Origin of the sequence: Leeuwenhoekiella sp. CH_XMU1409-2 (assembly GCF_037029365.1) — a bacterium.
Lineage (GTDB): Bacteria > Bacteroidota > Bacteroidia > Flavobacteriales > Flavobacteriaceae > Leeuwenhoekiella > Leeuwenhoekiella blandensis.
The window spans coordinates 41518-61319 of sequence record NZ_JAYMEI010000018.1 but is presented as its reverse complement, the minus strand read 5'-3'; the positions used below and the strand labels follow the sequence as shown (position 1 = coordinate 61319).

The window sequence follows — 19802 nt, the reverse complement described above, 5'->3', positions numbered from 1 at the left end:
AGTAATTATTTAAATTAGTGGTCTTAAAAAAGCAAAAAATTACGAATGAATCAAATTCAGCCCTATTATCCTAAACATAAAGTACGTATTGTAACCGCAGCCTCGCTTTTTGATGGTCATGACGCCGCAATAAACATTATGCGTCGTATCATTCAAGCAACAGGTGTTGAGGTGATTCACCTCGGGCACGACCGCAGTGTAGAAGAGGTTGTGAACACGGCTATTCAAGAGGATGTTCAGGCGATTGCAATGACTTCGTATCAAGGCGGTCATACCGAATATTTCATATATATGTATGATTTGCTTCAGGAAAAGGGAGCAGGACATATCAAGATCTTTGGCGGTGGTGGCGGAGTGATTCTTCCGGAAGAAATCGAAGAATTGATGAATTACGGCATCACCCGTATTTATGCGCCAGACGATGGGCGTGAGATGGGATTACAAGGAATGATCAACGATCTTGTGGAAAAGGCTGATTTTGCTCCGGCTGCTGAAGCTTTACCGAAGACTGAAAAAATTCAAAACGCGATTCAGGAAAAGGACGTGAATGTTTTAGCCCGACTCATTTCCATGGCTGAAAATAATCACGACGTATTTCTAGAGAAATTTAGAGCGGTTGAAACAGCTTCTAGCGTTCCGGTATTAGGAATTACAGGAACCGGAGGTGCGGGGAAATCCTCGCTGGTAGACGAACTCGTAAGAAGGTTTTTAAATGATTTCCCAGAGAAAAATCTTGGGATTATTTCGGTTGATCCTTCAAAACGCAAAACAGGCGGGGCGCTTTTAGGAGACCGTATTCGTATGAATGCAATCAATTCGCCACGTGTTTATATGCGCTCGCTGGCGACTCGTCAAAGCAACTTAGCACTTTCTAAACACGTGCAAGAAGCTGTTGATGTGTTGAAAGCGGCTCAATACGATCTAATCATTTTAGAAACCAGCGGAATCGGCCAGAGCGATACCGAAATTCTTGAGCACAGCGATGTGTCTTTATATGTGATGACCCCGGAATTTGGCGCGGCAACGCAACTGGAGAAGATCGATATGCTTGATTTTGCCGATTTGGTTTCTATAAATAAATTCGACAAACGTGGGGCTCAGGATGCGCTGCGTGATGTGAAAAAGCAATATATGCGCAACCATCAATTGTGGGAAGTTGATCAAAAAGATTTACCGGTTTACGGAACTATCGCTTCGCAGTTTAATGATCCCGGAATGAATAAATTGTATTCTGAAATCATCAAAACACTCAATGCAAAAACCGAAGCAAATTTTGAAAGTACCTTCAGCGCTACCGATGAGTTGTCTGAGAAGATCTTTGTGATTCCGCCGGCGCGCACGCGTTACCTTTCTGAAATCGCCGAAAATAATCGCAGTTATGATGACACCGCAGCTACTCAGGCTGAAGTTGCACAAAAACTCTATGGGATTTTTAAAACATTAGATACCGTAACCGGTGAGTTGCCTAAACTTGACAAAACCGGACTAATTCTAAACGACGCTGCAGAAGATCAGGATTTAGCAAAACTGCTTCTAGCTGAATTTGATAAGGTAAAAATGAATCTGGATCCCTATAATTGGGAAGTGATCTTAGGTTGGCAAGATAAAGTGAATCGCTACAAAGATCCTGTGTACACGTTTAAAGTTCGTGATAAAGAAATCAAGATCGAAACGCATTCAGAATCTTTGTCGCACAGTCAGATTCCTAAGGTGGCGTTGCCAAAATATCAAGCTTGGGGCGATATTTTAAAATGGGTGTTGCAAGAAAATGTGCCGGGAGAATTTCCGTATACTGCAGGCTTGTATCCGTTTAAACGTACGGGAGAAGATCCTACCCGAATGTTTGCCGGAGAAGGTGGCCCGGAACGTACCAACCGTCGTTTTCACTACGTGAGCATGGGCTTACCTGCAAAGCGACTTTCTACCGCTTTTGACAGTGTCACGCTTTATGGTAATGACCCCGATCATCGCCCAGATATTTATGGAAAGATCGGAAATGCGGGTGTTTCAATCTGCTGTCTCGATGATGCAAAAAAATTATATTCAGGTTTTGACTTGGCAAACCCGATGACTTCGGTAAGTATGACCATTAACGGCCCGGCGCCGATGTTGCTCGGCTTTTTTATGAATGCAGCCGTTGATCAGGCGTGTGAAAAATACATTACAGAGAATAATTTAGAAGACGAAGTCGAGCAAACCATTCAATCGATTTATAAGGAAAATGGATTAGACAGACCGGCTTACAACGGCGAACTTCCTGAAGGGAATAATGGTTTGGGCTTGATGCTGCTTGGCGTTACCGGAGATCAGGTTTTGCCAGCGGATGTCTATTCAAAAATTAAGGAAGAAACGATCAAACAGGTGCGCGGTACCGTTCAGGCCGATATTCTGAAAGAAGACCAGGCGCAAAACACCTGTATTTTTTCAACCGAATTTGCACTGCGTCTTATGGGGGATGTGCAGGAATATTTCATCGAGAATCAGGTGCGCAATTTTTATTCGGTTTCTATTTCAGGATATCATATTGCAGAAGCTGGTGCCAATCCTATTACACAACTCGCGTTTACTTTAGCAAACGGATTCACCTATGTAGAGTACTATCTCAGCCGTGGTATGGACATCAATAAATTTGGTCCCAACCTTTCATTTTTCTTCAGTAATGGTATCGATCCTGAATATGCCGTGATCGGTCGTGTGGCGCGTAGAATATGGTCTAAAGCGCTAAAGCATAAATACGGAGCCAATCCTCGAGCTCAAATGCTGAAATATCACATTCAAACTTCAGGAAGATCTTTACACGCGCAGGAAATTGATTTTAATGACATTCGTACGACGCTTCAGGCGCTGTATGCGATTTATGATAATTGCAATTCGTTACACACAAACGCTTATGACGAAGCGATCACCACGCCAACTGAAGAAAGTGTGCGCAGAGCGATGGCGATTCAGTTAATAATCAATAAAGAATTAGGTTTAGCGAAAAACGAAAACCCTATTCAAGGAGCATTTATAATAGAAGAACTTACAGATATAGTAGAGGAAGCGGTCTTGACTGAATTTGATCGAATTACAGAACGCGGCGGCGTATTAGGCGCTATGGAAACGATGTACCAGCGCAGTAAAATACAGGAAGAAAGCTTGTATTATGAGACGCTGAAACACAATGGAGATTTCCCGATTATTGGTGTGAATACGTTTTTGAGCAGTAAAGGTTCGCCAACGGTAAAACCTGCCGAAGTCATCAGAGCGACAGAAGCAGAGAAACAATCACAGATCAATACTTTAACAAAGCTTCATAAAGCCTACGAAGATGAGGCGGAAAATGCCTTGCGCAAAGTTCAAGAGGCGGCGATCAACAACGACAATATTTTTGAACAACTTATGGAGGCGACGAAAATTTGTTCGCTCGGTCAAATTACCGCAGCACTTTTTGAAGTAGGAGGTCAGTACAGACGAAATATGTAAGACTAAATCAAATATTATGAAAAAAAAGCCCTTTGAAAAATGGGCTTTTTTTGTTTTCAATCTTCAAAATCAAGATCGTCGGGATCAAATGGCAAATCGTCGTCTGGATCGGGATCGTTATAATTGATTCCCGGTGGATTAAAGAGTCCCCAGCGGTCTATCATATAATTCCACGGGTCAAAAGTCTTTACCCATTCTGCAAATAAAATCCTGAAATCTTCAATCTCGTTACGAAGTAAGTTGAGGTATTCGGTTTCTTTAAAACCAAACATCTCTAAGCCGGTCATATGCGTTGCGAGATCGCGTGCGCATTTGCGAATGATAGTGGCCTTTTCCATTTTAATGTCATAAAGGTCACAATGATAAGCTCCAGCAATCTTTGAAGGAATGATTGATGCATCTTCACGTATGAACAAGGCTTGACTGCGCAAAATTTCTTGTTCATTTTTGTCTTTTGAGTCAATCTCATAAGACGCTGCAATCTCTGCAATACGATTGGCCAACTTTAAAATTTCGGTTGCTTTTTTAAAGAGTTCGCTATCTTGATAATCATTTTGCGAATTAAAATCGTCTTCTGATGGCATGTGTTTTCTAGCTTTAAATCTGAGCCTTAATATAGGGGTGAAAGGATTGATTTAAAAATACAAAACATTCTTTTCAAAGAAATAGATGTACCTATAAGGTCATCATCCATTTATGCTGAAGCTTTCTGAATTTTCGAATTTCGCGACGCAAAATGCGTACGAAGTCTTTTCCATTGCTTTCTGCGCGCTCCAGACGTTCACACGTGCGGTATAGACTAGAAGTCAACTGGTCTAAAGAAGCAGCGTGTTTTAATCGGTCGTCTTGAAAAGCTTGGTTTTCGGCTTTCAAAATTTCCGGAGCAAGTGAGTCTGATTGTCGTACGATATCACCGGTAAAATATACGCATGGATCTTCGCTGCCATCTTTCTTGAGATGGGCAAGATCATAAACCAAATAGTTTGATACTGAGCGCGAAAGCTTCAGGATCTCGATTGCTTGGTTATAAAGATGCGTATTTCGTGGTACGTAAGTCATCGTTTAAATTGTGATTCAAATTTAGCGGTATTTCAAAACTTATATATTTTGATTTTAAAGTGTAAATTTGTATTTACTTTAATTTTTAAAGAAATAAATCTAATTTGTTTAAAAATGCATATTGATTCTACAAACTGGAAAATTCTTCAAATTTTACAACGCAATGCGCGTATGAGTGTGAGTGCGATTGGGCGTGAAGTGGGTATCACTTCGCCTGCTGTTGCAGAGCGCATTCGTAAGATGGAAGATGCCGGAGTTCTTATAGGTTATAAGGCTGAAATTTCACATATAGAATCGGGTCATCAGCTTAAAGCAATTATTACGTTGAGGGCTTTTATGGGAAGATTGAAACCTTTTCTAGAGAAGGTTCACGATTTTAGCGAAGTACTCAATTGCTACCGTATCACGGGGAATGAAAATATTTTTATGGAAGTGGTGCTATTTGATCAATTCCATCTAGAAGAATTTATCGATAAACTCATTACGTATGGCGAGACCAAAACGCATATTGTGCTTTCTACCGTTATAGAAAATGCGCCCATTAGAACCCGCAAGGAAGAACGAAAGAAAAAATCAGAATAGCGTACTCAAATACCACAAGCTGAAAAGAATGAGCAATACGATAGCAAACCAACTGAAATAATTAAGCAGTTTGCTTGGTCGATGTTCTTCTGGCACTTCGGCGCTGTTCATCACCAGTACATTACTGATCGCAAAAAACGGAGCAGTCAAAAAAGAAAGGATGGTTGCTATGTTTACCAGTGTTCCCATCTCGTTAGTCAAAAAGAAAAGAATTCCCACAGTGCCCAGAATGAGAATGACGATCCAGATAAAATAACTGTGTTTACTATTTTTTTCGGTGATAAGCTCTAGTGTTTTTGCCATGGAGCGCGGCGAAGCGTCTAAAGTCGTAAGCGTTGTACTAAACATAGTCGTCAAGGCTGCGATACCAATGAGATAAAATGCCCAATTACCCAGACTGCCGGTGTACATATCAATTAATTGTTGTGCAAAAGCAACACCGCTAGAGCTAAAGCTGCTACCGCTATGAAACATAATAAACGTGCCTAATGCGACAAAGCAGGTGCCAACGATTATAGTGCCCAGAAAGCCGATGTTAAAATCAAACACAGCAGATTTTGGTGTGATCGTACCACTTTTAGCTTTTTCCAAAGACCATAAGGAATGCCAGATAGAAATGTCTAAAGGCGCGGGCATCCAGCCCATAAATGCGATAAGAAATGCAATACCCACAGAATCTTTAGGAAGAATTTGAGTTAAACTAACAGCTTCAGAAGTTTGTGAGCCTGCCATAAAAGCTGCAGCAAGCGTGCTTATCGTGAGCGTGATCACGATGACTTTCATCAAGCGATCTAAGAGATTGTAGCGGCCAATTATTAAAATTACAGCGCAAATGCCGGTAATGATCAGAGACCAGATTGTGATGTCCCAGTTCACATCAAAGATATAGGTAGCAATACCTGCCGTTACGATGGTTACCGCGGTTTGAATGGTGAAAATCGTAAGTAAGTTGATGCAGAAATAAATTATTAAAACGGCTTTACCCAGACGTTTATAACCGTCTAGAAGACTTTGGCCGGTAGCGGCGGCATATCTGGGACCAAACTGAAAAAAAGGATATTTTATAATGTGAATAAGCACCAACGCCCAGACTAAACCTAAGCCATAATCAGCTCCCGCACGGGTAGACTGAACCAAATGGGATACACCAATAGCAGCACCGGCAAATAAAAGACCGGGACCCAACTGTTTAAAAAATGCTTTCATGATTGCTTATTGCTCTTTTTCAATCAAGTCTGATAGTAAGCGGCGTGCGCGCAATAATTTCACCTTCACATTACTCATAGGTTCGTTTAAAGTTTGCGCCATTTCTTTATAACTCATTTCTTGAAAGTAGCGCAAATTTATCATTTCCTGATAATGCGGTTTAAGTTTTTTGATATGCCCTTTGAGTTCAGAAAGACTTTGTTCTGTGATGAGCGCATCTTCAGCAGTTGGGTTGTCGTCAACTACTTTATTTACTTTTTCATCTTTACTGAAATGGCGCTGTCTGCTGCTTTCTTTCCGAAGTAAATCAATGTGTAAATTCTTAGAAATCGTGATCAACCACGTACTGAATTTATAGGCATTGTCAAACGACTCTAATTGATTGAAGGCTTTCGCAAAGGTCTGAATCGTAATTTCTTCCGCTTTAAATTCGTCTTTAGTACGGTCAAGCTGAAAGCGGTAAACCATATTCCAATGGGTGTTGAGCAGGTAATTATAAGCGCTCTGACTTCCTGCTTTAGCTTGAATTATTTTGTTATTGACGATGTCTTGATTTACTTCCAACGGCGGGGTTTTACCAGTGTGTTTGTTATAAAGATAAGCAATTGCAAGCTCACTAAAAATGGTTCTAGCAAGAGGGAATAAAATATCAGATCCTGTTCTTTCAGCTTCTTTGCAGCTTTTGCATAAACACGCCAAACATACAACTCACGCGTAAAAAATAAGCCTACCGCAGGTAATAAATATCCTTGAGTGACGAGTACCAAAGCAAAGAGTATAAAAAATAAAAGCTGCGAGGTATAAAACATTCCCAGTTGTAATTGGTGTTTAGGTAGGTACAAATGAGCGACGCCCACGTGTCTTCTTTTCTGAATAAACCAATCCCTCCAGTTGGTCTTTGGAGCAGAAATCGTAAATGCTTCCGGTTTAGTACAGACTGCTACATTTGTTGGTGTAGCATTTTGATTTACAAAAAGATCATCGTCTCCGGGCTTCACGTGATTGTGCGCTTCAAAGCCACCTGAAGTATTGAAAAGCGATTTGGAATAGGCAAGATTTCTGCCTACTCCCATATAGGGATTTTTGCGTAAAGCGTAAGAGCAATATTGCAACGCCGTGAGTAGCGTTTCAAAACGGATGAGTTTATTGAGAACCGATCCTTTAAATTTTTTATAAGCCCCATAACCGAGGACGATTTGCGTTTCTCTTGAAAAGGCTGCGCTCATTTTTTTGAGCCATTGATTTGACGCGGGGAGACAATCGGCATCTGTAAAAACTAAGGTTTCATATTGTGCATTTTTGATTCCTAGCGTTATTCCTGCTTTTTTTCCGGTAGTTGATTTAAGATCGAAAACTGAAATGTTAGCATTCCTCTTTTCAAAATCCTGCATAATGCCCAGGCTTGCATCGCTTGAGTGATCGTTGATCATTATAATTTCAAAAAGAGGAAAATCCTGAAGGAGGAGTTTTTCAATTAAAGCAGGGAGCTGCGCTGCTTCATTTTTAGCGCAAATAATGACAGAAATTCCATCGTTTTGAAGGCTTCCATTTTCTTTTTGTTCTTCAGCATTAAATACCGAAAAGTAAAGGAAATACCCTAAGTTGATACAGCAGATAACGAGAAAGCTGTAAAAGAGGAATGGACTTAAAAAAGTCAAGCCAAGAATTTATGAGGCTTTTTGCGTAGAGCAGTCGCCAATTTCGTCCGGCATTTTACCGCACATACCACAAGCTTCACCACTTTTGTTCAGGTAAGGATTTTGGCTTGCACAAGTTCCGGCGAATTTACCGTCTTTTTTTGCCCAGATCTTAATTGCAATTCCGGCAAAAGCAAGTCCTAATAAAAGTAATGTGATCAATAGTAGTTTCATAACTAAAATATATAGTGCAAAGATACAAAATGAAGCCTTGAGCCCAAAGCAAATGCTTGGTCGTATTTACGGAGTGAGGATAACAAAACCTACTGTTAAATTTGAATCGAGTGTTGTGAAATATGCGGAAGCTAAAAATCCGTTTCAAATAGCATTGAAACGGATTTTTAGTTATTCTATAATATTGACTTCAGGCTGAATCTCAATGCCAAATTGCTGAAGAACTTCTTTCTGAATTCGCAGCGCCAAATCCCAGATTTCGTTACCGCTTGCATTGCCATAATTCACGAGAACTAAAGCTTGATTTTTATGAACACCGGCATCACCAAAACGTTTTCCTTTAAATCCGGCCCGTTCAATAAGCCAACCCGCAGGAATTTTAATTTCAGTTTCTGAAACCGTGTAAAATGGAACTTTAGGATGCTCTTGCTGTAACTTTTCAAACTGCTTTATCGAGATCACGGGATTCTTAAAAAAGCTCCCGCTGTTGCCTAATTCATCAGGGTTGGGAAGTTTTGAAGACCTAATATCAATGACCGCTTGAGCAATATCTTTTATCGTAGGATTATTGATTTGCTTTTCAGCAAGTACTTCTTGAATTGCTCCGTAACCGGTGTGTAAGGTATGATTTGTCTTATCAAGCCTAAATATAACTGCAGTAATGACGTATTGATCTTTCAACTCATTTTTAAAAACCGAATCCCTATAACCAAAACGACATGCTTCACGCGAGAAGGTTTTTTGTTCTAGCGTGGTTCTGTGAACTGCGGTACAGCTGTAAAAATGATCTTTCAATTCTACGCCGTAAGCACCTATATTTTGAACAGGAGCCGTGCCTACATTGCCGGGAATAAGCGCCATATTTTCTAAACCACCATAGCCTTGCTCCACGCAATGCATCACGAACTCATGCCAGTTTTCGCCGCCGGCAACTTCTAACCAAATCGCTTCATCCGTTTCTTTTACCGTCTTAATTCCTTTTAAAGCGATGTGGATCACAAGCGCATCTACATCATTTTTCAGCAGCATATTACTGCCACCGCCTAAAATAAACTTTTTAGGATATGCAGAATTTGCCAAAGCTTGCTGAAGCATTCCGATATCTGTAACCGAAATAAATGCTTTTGCTTTTGCTGAAATACCAAAGGTATTGTACGGTTTTAAAGAAGCGTTTTCCTGAATTTGCATTTAGTCTTTATACTGGCTTAAAGCTTCTTTTAAAAGTTCGACAGCTTCAATCAAATCTTCTTTTTTAAGTACATAAGCGATACGCACCTGATTTAAACCTTCGCCCGGAGTTGAGTAAAAACCTGCTGCTGGAGCTACCATTACTGTCTTTTTGTTGACTTCAAAAGATTCTAAAAGCCACTGTGCAAAATCATCAGAATTTTTCACAGGAAGCTCCGCAATGCAGTAAAATGCACCTTTGGGTTTTGCAACACGCACACCGGGAATGGCTTCTAAACCTGCAATCAGCGTATCTCTGCGGTCAACATATTCAGAAATCACTTCGTCAAAATAGGACTGCGGCGTATCAAGAGCAGCTTCACTTGCAATCTGAGCCAAAGTTGGCGGACTTAGACGCGCTTGAGCAAATTTCATTGCTGTCGCCATAAGTTCTTTATTGCGACTTACGATGCATCCAATACGCGCACCACACATAGAAAAACGCTTAGAAACCGAATCGATCATAATCGTATGCGCGTCGATCTCGCGTTGATTCAAAACCGAATTATGCTGTAAGCCATCGTAGGCAAACTCGCGGTAAACTTCGTCCGCAATTAAAAACAGATCGTGCTTTTTAACCAATTCAGAAAGTTGGTTGAGTTCGTCTTTGCTATACAAGTAACCGGTAGGATTTCCTGGGTTACAAATAATTATTGCTTTGGTTTTATCGGTAATCTGTTTTTCAAACTCAGAAATAGGAGGAAGCGCAAAACCGCTTTCAAAAGAAGAGATCACCGGCTTTACGGTAACACCTGAAGCTGTAGCAAAACCATTGTAATTTGCATAAAAAGGTTCGGGGATAATGACTTCGTCACCCGGATCTGTAATACTTCCCATAGCAAACATAAGCGCTTCTGAGCCTCCTGTCGTTATGATGATATCGTTAGCATCCATCTCGATGCCTTGTTTGCCATAATAAGCTGCCAGCTTTTGGCGATAGCTTAAAAATCCGGCAGAATGGCTATAGGATAAAACATCAATATCAGCCTCTTTTACTGCGTCAAGCGCAGTTTGAGGTGTTTGAATATCGGGCTGACCGATGTTTAATTGATGAATACTAATACCTCTGGCTTCTGCTGCTTCAGCAAAGGGTACTAATTTACGTATAGGAGATTGTGGCATCAACTGCCCTTTTTGCGATACTTGCGGCATGTCATTTAGTTTAAGCTGTAAAGTTGCAAATTATAAATGAGAAAAAAATTTAAAGATTGTTAGCGGGTTTTTGAATGAATATTATTAAATTAACAGTAAATGCATTTTAATTATGCGTTATGTTTATTTAATATCGTCACTAATTATTTATATGATAACTTTTGAGGTTTTTCCTCAAGGAGCTTTTCTTTTGCCTGAAGGTAAAAATCATATAAAAATTAAAGCCGACGTGGTGAATAATCTAATGATCATTCCTGTACAGGTTAATGGTGTTGAATTGTCTCTTCTTCTCGACACCGGAGTGCGTTCTACTATTTTGTTTAATGCGGAAGCCGATTACCCGCTAGAACTTAACAATCAATCTACTGTTTGGTTGCGGGGAGCAGGAGATGGGGAACCCACTAAAGCGATCAAATCTACTCAGAACATTATTAATGTTGGAGAAGCGGCAGCGATAAATCAAACCATCTATTACGTTTCTGATAGTGCGCAAAATTTTTCTCCGCGACTGGGATTTCCGGTTCACGGTATTATAGGCTATGCGCTCTTAAAAGACTTGGCAGTGGAGCTGAATTATCAAAAAAGTTATGTGAAGCTTTATGAGCCGGAAGTGTTTCGGTCTAAAAAGTTTCGGTCTTGTACCGAATTAGTATTTGAGTTGAATAAAGGGAAGCCCTATTTAAATATAGGCTTAAGTCAGAACGATACAGATTTTCAGGCAAAATTACTTTTAGATTCAGGAAGCGGTGATGCGCTGTGGTTGTTTGAAAATACGCACGAGGATATTCGGGTTTCTGAGAACTCTTTTAAAGATCATTTGGGCTTGGGACTCAATGGTGAAGTTACCGGGCATCGATCTAGAATTGCGCAGTTAACTTTAGGAGATTTTAATCTTAAAAAGGTGAATGTTGCCTATCCGGACGAATTATCGCTGGCTTATCTCAATGGCGTAGATTATAGGAATGGAAGTATTGGAGCTGAAGTTCTAAGAAGGTTTACAGTTTATCTCGATTATAGCGCAAAGAAAATGTTTTTGCGTAAAAACAGATATTTTGATGAACCCTTCAGGTACAATCGCAGCGGACTTGTTGTAGAGCATTCTGGTTTTGAGCTCGTAGCTGATATTGATTACAGCATCTCAAAAACTTCAGGAAATGCTACAGAAAATAATGCGACCAAAACTATTTTCTTAGAGACCAATATGGTGCAATTTCCGCAGTTGCAGTTAAAACCCAATTATGAGATTGCAGCCATACGTGACGATTCGCCCGGAGCTGAAGCTGGCCTGGCTGTAGGAGATAAACTCGTGAAAATAAACGGCCGAGATGTGCGTAATTTGGAACTTGATGATATTACCAAGCACTTTTTTAAAGAGGAAGGTGCTGTATTGCGGCTAAAAGTAGAACGTAATGGGATGGTGTTTAATCGAAAATTAAGACTTAAGAAACTTATTAAAGACCAGTAAATTGCCTTAACGTATTAAACCCTTTGGCAATGCACGAAAAAAAAGCGACCTATTGGTCGCTTTTTAAATTTTATATTTTTTCGGCTTTTAATTTGTCGCCGGTAGTAAAGTCCCTTTAATTTTTAAGGTATAAGGTTCTGCCGAAGCATTGGTATAAACGGTAATAGTTTTACGTATAGGCCCCGGAGAACGGTTGGTGTCATATTTCACTTTGATCACACCGCTTTCACCCGGCGCGATAGGATCTTTTGGCGGACTAGGAACGGTACAACCACAAGTAGAGTATGCTTTAGAAATAACTAAAGGAGCGTCTCCTGTATTTGTAAACTTAAATTCACGAGTACCATCGCTTCCGTGAGCGACATCACCATAGTCTATAACGTCTGTTTCGAACGTGATCGCGGCTTTTTTATCCTGAGCTTGAAGGCCTAAAGTCATAAGCCCAACAGCAAGTATCAAAACAATTTTTTTCATAATTCTCTGTGTTAATTAGATATAAAAGTAAGCTTATTCTAAAGTTTCTGCAAAAAGAAGCACTTATTTAATATGTTGTTAGGCTTTTTCTTACAATTTTTCAATTGAAAAAGCAGACGTTTAATCTGTCGGTTTTTTTCAGAATACTTACTATTATAAGTACTTTTGCACTCTTAAAGACAAAAACTAGACCAATAATGGCATTAGCTTCAAAATATAGCTCAAAAGAAGTAGAGCAAAAGTGGTATGACTACTGGATGGAACACAATTATTTTCATTCAGAACCTAATGATAAAGAGCCTTACACTATTGTAATTCCGCCGCCTAACGTTACGGGGATCTTGCATATGGGGCATATGTTGAATAATACCATTCAGGATGTATTGATAAGACGTGCGCGCCTTAAAGGATTCAACGCGTGTTGGGTGCCGGGAACCGATCACGCATCTATTGCTACCGAAGCTAAAGTAGTTGCAAAACTCAAAGCCGAAGGAATCAATAAAAGTGATTTAACGCGCGACGAGTTTTTAAAGCACGCTTGGGAGTGGACCGATAAATATGGCGGAACCATTCTAGAGCAACTTAAAAAGTTGGGAGCTTCTTGCGACTGGGAACGTTTACGGTTCACTATGGATGACACCATGTCAGCGAGTGTTATTCAGTCTTTTGTTGATTTGTACAATAAAGGGCTTATTTACCGTGGTCATCGTATGGTAAACTGGGATCCAGAAGCACAAACAACCCTTTCTGACGAAGAAGTTATTCACGAAGAGCGTCAAGGATTTTTATATTACTTGAGCTACAAATTGGTTGGAAGCGATGAGACGCTTACCATAGCAACTACGCGACCGGAAACGATTTTTGGTGATACGGCGATCTGTATCAATCCTAATGACGAGCGTTTTACTCATTTAAAAGGGAAGAAAGCCATCGTTCCTATCGCAAACAGAGAAGTGCCTATTATTGAAGATGAATATGTTGACCTTGAATTTGGTACCGGTTGTTTAAAAGTAACTCCGGCACACGACGAGAATGATAAAATGCTCGGAGATACCCACAATCTGGATGTTATTGATATTTTTAATGATGATGCGTCTTTGAATGAACACGGTCTTCATTATAAAGGAAAGGATCGCTTTGTTGTGCGAGAAGAGATCGTAGAGGAGCTTAAAGCTGCTGGTGTTTTAGTAAAAACTGAAAAGCATACCAATAAAGTGGGTACTTCAGAAAGAACAAAGGCAGTTATTGAGCCTAAACTTTCTGATCAGTGGTTTTTGAAAATGAAAGATCTTGCTGAGCCTGCGATCAAAGCGGTTTTGGAAAGTGATGAGGTGAATTTGTTTCCGAAGAAATTTGAAAACACCTACCGTCATTGGATGGAAAACATCAGAGACTGGAATATCTCTAGACAACTTTGGTGGGGACAGCAAATACCGGCGTATTACTACGGCAACGGGCAGGAAGATTTTGTAGTAGCTAAATCTCGTGAAGAAGCTCTGGAGGCAGCCAAAGCAAAAACCGGAAACACGGCATTAATCGATGCAGACTTGCGTCAGGATGAAGATGCCTTAGATACGTGGTTCTCTTCTTGGTTATGGCCTATGAGTGTTTTTGATGGTGTTGCCAACCCTGATAATGCAGATTTTAAATATTACTATCCTACTAACGATTTGGTAACCGGACCCGATATTTTATTCTTCTGGGTTGCGCGAATGATTATGGCAGGTTATGAGTATACCGGTGAAAAGCCTTTTACCAATGTGTACTTAACCGGACTTGTGCGTGATGCCGAGCGTCGCAAGATGTCTAAGTCTTTGGGGAATTCACCAGATGCGATGAAACTCATTGATGATTATGGCGCAGATGGTGTGCGTGTAGGACTCTTGTTGAGTGCTTCAGCCGGAAATGACTTGTTGTTTGATGAAGATCTATGTCAGCAGGGGAAGGGTTTTGTAAATAAAATTTGGAATGCCTTCAGATTGATCAAAGGTTGGGAAGTTGATGCTACTATTCCGCAGCCGGAGTCGAGTGAAAAAGGCTTGGCTTGGTATAACGAGCGTTTCAAACAAGCTACAGTAGAGATTGAAGATCACTTCAGCAAATACCGAATCAGTGACGCGTTAATGACTACGTACAAGTTGGTTTGGGATGATTTCTGTAGTTGGTTGTTAGAGATCGTAAAGCCAGAATATGGCAAACCGATTGACAAGAAAACTTTTGATGCAGTTATCGAAGCTCTAGAAAATAATCTTAGAATTTTACACCCATTTATTCCTTTTGCCTCTGAAGAGATCTGGCAAAATATAGCCACTCGTACTCCGGAAGAAGCCTTGATCATCAATGAATGGCCTGCAATCACTAAGCCTGATGAGGCTTTGTTAGCAGATTTTGATCTGGCTGCTCAGGTAATCACAGGAGTTAGAGCGATTCGCAAGGAGAAGAACATTTCGTTTAAAGATGAGCTGGAGCTTTTTGTGCTGAATACTGAAGATTTTTCAGATGGTTTTGATACAGTGATCACCAAGCTGTGTAACCTGTCTAAAATTGAAAGTACAGACGCCAGTGTAGACGGAGCGCTTTCTTTCCGAGTAAAAGCAAATGAATACTTTATTCCGCTTACGGGAGCTATAGATGTAGAAGCTGAATTGGCTAAGATCAATGAAGAATTGAAATATACCAAAGGCTTCTTGAAGTCGGTTTCCGGTAAACTTTCTAATGAGCGTTTTGTAAATAATGCTCCGGAAAAGGTAGTCGCGATCGAGCGTCAAAAGCAAGCAGATGCTGAAGCCAAGATCGAAGCACTAGAAAAGCGATTAGCGGCTTTGAGCTAAGTCTGGAATACAATAGAAATTTTAAAACTAAGGAATATGTTGAGCAACTAGCTTGATGTATTCCTTTTTTGCTTCAGTAGCAGAAAGTCCTTTGATTTGTATGAGCGCATTGTATTTAAAAGCACTTCGCAAATCGTTTTCTTTTATATTTTCAATAGGAATGATCTTGCTCTTATGATTTCCTTGTTTGTAGTATGCATAAAGCAAAAGCTGAATATCCTGAGGCAGCGCCTGAGTGGTAGCGCTCGCTTTTTCGTAAGCAGCCCTGAATTCTTTATCTAACTGTTCTTTTGTCAAACCTGTTTACTTAAGGGTTGCTATAACGCTCTGAGCTCCTTTTACCTTTTGATTAAGCTTAACGGCAATAGGCGTGTCTAAGGGTAAAAATACATCAACGCGAGAACCAAATTTGATAAAACCGCTGTCATCTCCTTGGATCACAGTCTCGCCTTCTTTAGCATAATTTACAATACGCTTAGCTAAAGCTCCTGCGATCTGACGGTAAAGCACATCGCCAAAAGTTGTTGAACGTACAACTACAGTAGTGCGTTCATTTTCTTCTGAAGCTTTAGGATGCCAGGCTACAAGATATTTCCCCGCATGGTATTTGCTGTAAACAACCTCGCCGCCGGCTGGGTAACGGGTTACGTGTACATTAAGCGGAGACATAAAGATCGAAACCTGCAAGCGTTTCTCTTTAAAATATTCCTTTTCAAAAACTTCCTCTATGACTACTACTTTCCCATCAACAGGAGAGACGATCTCTTCTATGTTTCCGGCGGCTTTTCTAGTAGGATTTCTAAAAAATTGAAGGATTAGAATTAATAAGATTGTTAGTGCAGCATAACATACGTATTGCAGCCAAACAGGACTAACCCAGGTTTGTGTTGAAACAAAACCTATCGCTACAACAAGTAATGTTATGATAATTATGGTATATCCTTCTTTATGAAACATATTCAAATAGTATTAAAACCAAGTAAATAAAAGGACTGGCAAAGAGTATACTGTCTAGACGATCGTACAATCCTCCGTGGCCCGGCATTAGTGTTCCGCTATCTTTTACACCCGCTTCACGTTTGAGCTTTGACTCGATCAAGTCACCAAACGTTCCCAAGGTGCTCATCACAACAGCGAGTGATAGCCAAATGTTGAAGTTGAGGCTATGTGTTGGGGTGTATTTATCTGTAAATTTATAAATAAAAAAGCTAGCGATACAAGCAAAAACGAGTCCGCCAAAAAAGCCTTCAATAGTTTTCTTGGGAGAGATGCTTGGGAAAAGTTTATGTCTTCCAAAACTTTTTCCTACGATATATGCAAAGGTGTCATTTGTCCAGATGAGGACAAAAAGTCCGGCAACAGTGTAAGGGGAAAATTCGTCACCGTGGGTAGGGAGCAAGGTTAGAAAAACAAAGCTTGCGATGATGTAAAATATCGTGATGTGTAGCTTTTGAAGCTTGTTGTACTTTCTGATCTTTTCGCTGAAAAGATTTTTCATTAAATAGAGTCCGGTGCAAACAGTGAAAGCAAGCAGGACTAAAGTGGCTGGTTTTGATATCTTAAAGTAGCTGAAAAATAATACAAAACCGATTAGAATAAGATACGTATACCAAAATTGAAAACCTATGAGTCTTAAGAATTCTCTAAGCGTAATGATGCCGAATAGTAAGAATAAGAGTATGTACCATTTTTCAGAATAAAAAATAGAAAACAGTAAAATGATAACATATAGAAAGCCAGATAAGGCTCTTACCGTAAGTTCACGCATACTACAAATCTTCTAGTAGTAACAAATAAAGATTTTTTGCGCTACTGCCGTAGGACATAAAATCTTTAGCACCTTCTTTAGGCTCAAAATTTTTAATGGTGGTTATGTTTGTAGGGATTTGCCCGGTATGTTTCTTTTTAATACCTCTAAGGCCTTCACCAATGTTGTTGACGATTTGACTCGTAGTAGCGAAAATCACAAAATTTTGAGGAAGCTCTTTAAGTTTCTTCTCTTTGATTTGATTAGATGAAACCAACAAGCTACCATCGTCGGCAATTAAGTTTTCACAAGTAGACAGTAAAAAGCTTGATTCTTTTTGTCTGCCAAATTTTAGATTGTATCCTTCAAATACACTTTGAAGCTTTTCGTCAAGGCAAAATACGTCTTGCTCGTACCAGTCATTTTCAAGCAAAATATTATCAAAGCTTTCGTGCACTTCATCCATATCAATGCAGTACAAGAATTTGCCTCCGTTTAATATAAAGTGTTTGGTAAAACGCTCATCGGCGGGCGCAGTAATGTCTGGCATGTACTTGCCGCGTTCTGCACCAGAGGTTTTCGGTTTTTCAGAACTTGATGAACTTTTCGGTTTAAAAAGCTTATTAAAAATACTCATAAATGAGTGCGTATACGTCTAAATTTAGGATTCTATCAAATATAAAAAATCTTAACTCAACAGCGTGTCAAGTTAAGATTTTATATTGTTTTGAAAACTAGTGTTTTCTAGCTTTCGGTTACTGAAGTGTCGTTCACTTCTACTTCTTCACCCTTATCAAAAGGACGTTTCCCGAAGATTTTTTCTAAGTTGTCTTTGAAAATCACTTCTTTGTCAAGTAGAACTTCTGCGAGCTCATTCAGTTTATCTTTATTATCTTCTAATATTTTGATCGCACGTTGATATTGTGCTTCAATAATTTTAGATATTTCTTTATCAATAAGCTCTGCAGTCTTTTCACTGTAAGGTTTACTGAAGTTGTATTCGTTCTGTCCTGAAGAATCGTAATAGGTTAAATTTCCTATTTCATCATTCAACCCATAAGTGGTTACCATCATTCGAGCTTGCTTGGTTACTTTTTCAAGATCGCTCAACGCTCCGGTCGAAATCTTATTGAAGGTCACTTTCTCGGCAGCACGACCTCCCATTGCAGCACACATCTCGTCTAGCATTTGTTCAGGTCTAACGATCAAACGTTCTTCAGGAAGGTACCAGGCAGCTCCAAGAGAGCGTCCACGAGGTACAATGGTTACTTTTACTAGAGGAGCAGCATGCTCAAGCATCCAGCTTACAGTTGCGTGACCGGCCTCGTGAAAGGCAATAGCGCGCTTTTCTTCTGGAGTGATGATTTTATTTTTCTTCTCAAGACCTCCTACAATACGATCAACGGCATCTAAGAAATCTTGACGACCTACGGCAGCTTTACCTTGTCGTGCTGCAATAAGCGCAGCTTCGTTACAAACGTTAGCAATATCTGCACCTGAGAATCCAGGGGTTTGCTTAGCCATAAATTCGGTATCCAGCTCATCTGCAACTTTCTTTAATGGACGTAAATGTACTTCGAAGATCTCTTTACGCTCGCGTACATCAGGAAGGTCAACATAAATCTGACGGTCAAAGCGTCCTGCACGCATCAAAGCGGTATCTAATACATCAGCACGGTTGGTAGCTGCCAATACAATCACATTGGTGTTGGTGCCAAAACCATCCATCTCTGTGAGTAATTGATTCAGCGTGTTTTCACGTTCGTCGTTCGATCCGCTAAAATTTGCTTTTCCTCTGGCGCGACCAATTGCATCGATCTCATCGATAAAAATGATAGCAGGAGATTTTTCTTTAGCCTGTTTAAAAAGATCACGTACTCGTGAAGCACCCACACCTACAAACATCTCAACAAAGTCTGAACCTGAAAGTGAGAAGAACGGTACCTTAGCTTCGCCGGCAACAGCTTTTGCCAATAAGGTTTTACCGGTTCCCGGAGGTCCTACAAGTAAGGCGCCTTTTGGGATTTTACCACCGAGGTTAGTGTACTTGTCAGGATTCTTAAGGAAATCTACAATCTCTTGAACTTCTTCTTTTGCACCTTCAAGACCGGCAACATCTTTAAAAGAAGTTTTTACATCAGTCTTTTCGTCAAATAGCTTGGCTTTAGATTTTCCGATGTTGAAAATTTGTCCGCCAGCACCGCCAGCACCTCCAGAAGACATTCTACGCATAATGAAGATCCAGATACCGATAATTACCGCGATAGGTAAAAGCGTTAGCAACATATCTCCAAAGAAGGTGTTGTCTGCTTTTAAATATTTACGCGGAATTTCAATGCCTTGATTTTCTTGAATGTCATTTAAGGTGTTCTCAAAATTCTCAAGCGTACCGTAACGAAATTCGTAATCGGCACCACCACTAGAACTCAATAGCGACATGCCATTATCCTGAGGTTTTGAATGCTTTTCTTTTTGAGAAGCTTCCTCGGTAAGATAAATGTAAGCTACTTGCTTAGATTTACTGATGTCAATACGTTTAACATCACCATCTTTTGCATAAGTGATTAATTGGTTTTCCAGAATTTCTTTTGGGTTACCAAAATCTGAACCGCTGCTAAAGAAATTAAGCGCTAAGAAAACAAGAATAATTGCGGTATATATCCACCAAGCACTAAATTTTGGCTTATTTGGGGTGGGCTTTTTAGATTTTTCTGCCATTGATT

Annotated in this window: 18 protein-coding genes; 4 read left to right on the top strand and 14 right to left on the bottom strand. The window is 40.0% G+C overall.

The genetic code is table 11. The annotated features are described in order from the left end of the window. Positions 1-45: 45 nt before the first annotated feature. Positions 46-3465: a methylmalonyl-CoA mutase family protein gene (locus WA338_RS16290; RefSeq protein ID WP_336094158.1), complete on the top strand. Its 3420-nt coding sequence runs from the start codon at positions 46-48 to the stop codon at positions 3463-3465. Between the two features lie 56 nt (positions 3466-3521). On the opposite strand, the gene WA338_RS16285 is transcribed toward WA338_RS16290, so the two are convergent. Together WA338_RS16285 and WA338_RS16280 are read right to left on the bottom strand one after the other, a co-directional pair. Next, the gene (locus WA338_RS16285) at positions 3522-4049 is read right to left on the bottom strand and encodes a hypothetical protein (protein WP_009781428.1); all 528 of its coding nucleotides are present in this window, start codon (positions 4047-4049) and stop codon (positions 3522-3524) included. A gap of 91 nt (positions 4050-4140) precedes the next feature. After that, positions 4141-4524: a hypothetical protein gene (locus WA338_RS16280; RefSeq protein WP_009781427.1), complete on the bottom strand. Its 384-nt coding sequence runs from the start codon at positions 4522-4524 to the stop codon at positions 4141-4143. 114 nt (positions 4525-4638) lie between these two features. On the opposite strand from WA338_RS16280, the gene WA338_RS16275 reads away from it, so the two are divergent. Continuing rightward, the gene (locus WA338_RS16275; RefSeq protein ID WP_040533710.1) at positions 4639-5106 is read left to right on the top strand and encodes an Lrp/AsnC family transcriptional regulator; all 468 of its coding nucleotides are present in this window, start codon (positions 4639-4641) and stop codon (positions 5104-5106) included. Here the strand turns inward: WA338_RS16275 and WA338_RS16270 are convergent. From WA338_RS16270 to WA338_RS16245, 6 genes are all read right to left on the bottom strand, one after another. Next, positions 5098-6312, bottom strand: a complete 1215-nt coding sequence (locus tag WA338_RS16270; protein ID WP_336094154.1) for an Nramp family divalent metal transporter — start codon at positions 6310-6312, stop codon at positions 5098-5100. The genes WA338_RS16275 and WA338_RS16270 overlap by 9 nt on opposite strands. Positions 6313-6318: 6 nt before the next feature. Further along, complete coding sequence (locus tag WA338_RS16265) at positions 6319-6876, bottom strand: RNA polymerase sigma factor (RefSeq protein ID WP_272984693.1); 558 nt, start codon at positions 6874-6876, stop codon at positions 6319-6321. Further along, a complete protein-coding gene (locus WA338_RS16260; protein ID WP_272984692.1) occupies positions 6867-7970 on the bottom strand; it encodes a glycosyltransferase in 1104 nt (367 codons plus the stop codon). Before WA338_RS16260 ends, WA338_RS16265 begins: the two co-directional genes overlap by 10 nt. A 9-nt stretch (positions 7971-7979) precedes the next feature. Further along, entirely contained in the window at positions 7980-8183 is a 204-nt protein-coding gene (locus tag WA338_RS16255) for a hypothetical protein (protein WP_009781422.1), read from the bottom strand. A 171-nt stretch (positions 8184-8354) separates the two neighbouring features. Beyond that, entirely contained in the window at positions 8355-9371 is a 1017-nt protein-coding gene (gene murB / locus WA338_RS16250) for a UDP-N-acetylmuramate dehydrogenase (protein ID WP_272984691.1), read from the bottom strand. Further along, a complete protein-coding gene (locus WA338_RS16245) occupies positions 9372-10562 on the bottom strand; it encodes a pyridoxal phosphate-dependent aminotransferase (protein WP_272984689.1) in 1191 nt (396 codons plus the stop codon). Between the two features lie 151 nt (positions 10563-10713). On the opposite strand from WA338_RS16245, the gene WA338_RS16240 reads away from it, so the two are divergent. Beyond that, the gene (locus WA338_RS16240) at positions 10714-12027 is read left to right on the top strand and encodes a pepsin/retropepsin-like aspartic protease family protein (RefSeq protein ID WP_050759334.1); all 1314 of its coding nucleotides are present in this window, start codon (positions 10714-10716) and stop codon (positions 12025-12027) included. Positions 12028-12114: 87 nt separating this feature from the next. On the opposite strand, the gene WA338_RS16235 is transcribed toward WA338_RS16240, so the two are convergent. Continuing rightward, complete coding sequence (locus WA338_RS16235; protein WP_009781418.1) at positions 12115-12501, bottom strand: DUF1573 domain-containing protein; 387 nt, start codon at positions 12499-12501, stop codon at positions 12115-12117. Between the two features lie 197 nt (positions 12502-12698). Between WA338_RS16235 and WA338_RS16230 the strand changes: the two genes are divergently transcribed. Continuing rightward, the gene (locus WA338_RS16230) at positions 12699-15332 is read left to right on the top strand and encodes a valine--tRNA ligase (RefSeq protein WP_272984687.1); all 2634 of its coding nucleotides are present in this window, start codon (positions 12699-12701) and stop codon (positions 15330-15332) included. Positions 15333-15359: 27 nt separating this feature from the next. Here the strand turns inward: WA338_RS16230 and WA338_RS16225 are convergent, their stop codons facing one another. The 5 genes from WA338_RS16225 to ftsH form a co-directional block, all read right to left on the bottom strand. After that, positions 15360-15629 carry an acyl-CoA-binding protein gene (locus WA338_RS16225; protein WP_272984685.1) on the bottom strand — a complete coding sequence of 90 codons (270 nt, stop codon included), beginning with the start codon at positions 15627-15629 and terminating at the stop codon, positions 15360-15362. A 6-nt stretch (positions 15630-15635) separates the two neighbouring features. After that, on the bottom strand, positions 15636-16289 hold the full coding sequence (locus WA338_RS16220; RefSeq protein WP_272984683.1) for a phosphatidylserine decarboxylase family protein: 654 nt from the start codon (positions 16287-16289) through the stop codon (positions 15636-15638). Beyond that, entirely contained in the window at positions 16279-17100 is an 822-nt protein-coding gene (locus WA338_RS16215; RefSeq protein ID WP_009781414.1) for a phosphatidate cytidylyltransferase, read from the bottom strand. The genes WA338_RS16220 and WA338_RS16215 overlap by 11 nt, the downstream gene beginning before the upstream one ends. Position 17101: 1 nt before the next feature. Further along, positions 17102-17716 (bottom strand): LUD domain-containing protein, encoded by a 615-nt coding sequence (locus WA338_RS16210; RefSeq protein WP_272984682.1) that lies wholly within the window; start codon positions 17714-17716, stop codon positions 17102-17104. A gap of 107 nt (positions 17717-17823) precedes the next feature. After that, positions 17824-19797, bottom strand: a complete 1974-nt coding sequence (ftsH, locus tag WA338_RS16205) for an ATP-dependent zinc metalloprotease FtsH (RefSeq protein ID WP_272984681.1) — start codon at positions 19795-19797, stop codon at positions 17824-17826. Positions 19798-19802 lie beyond the last annotated feature (5 nt).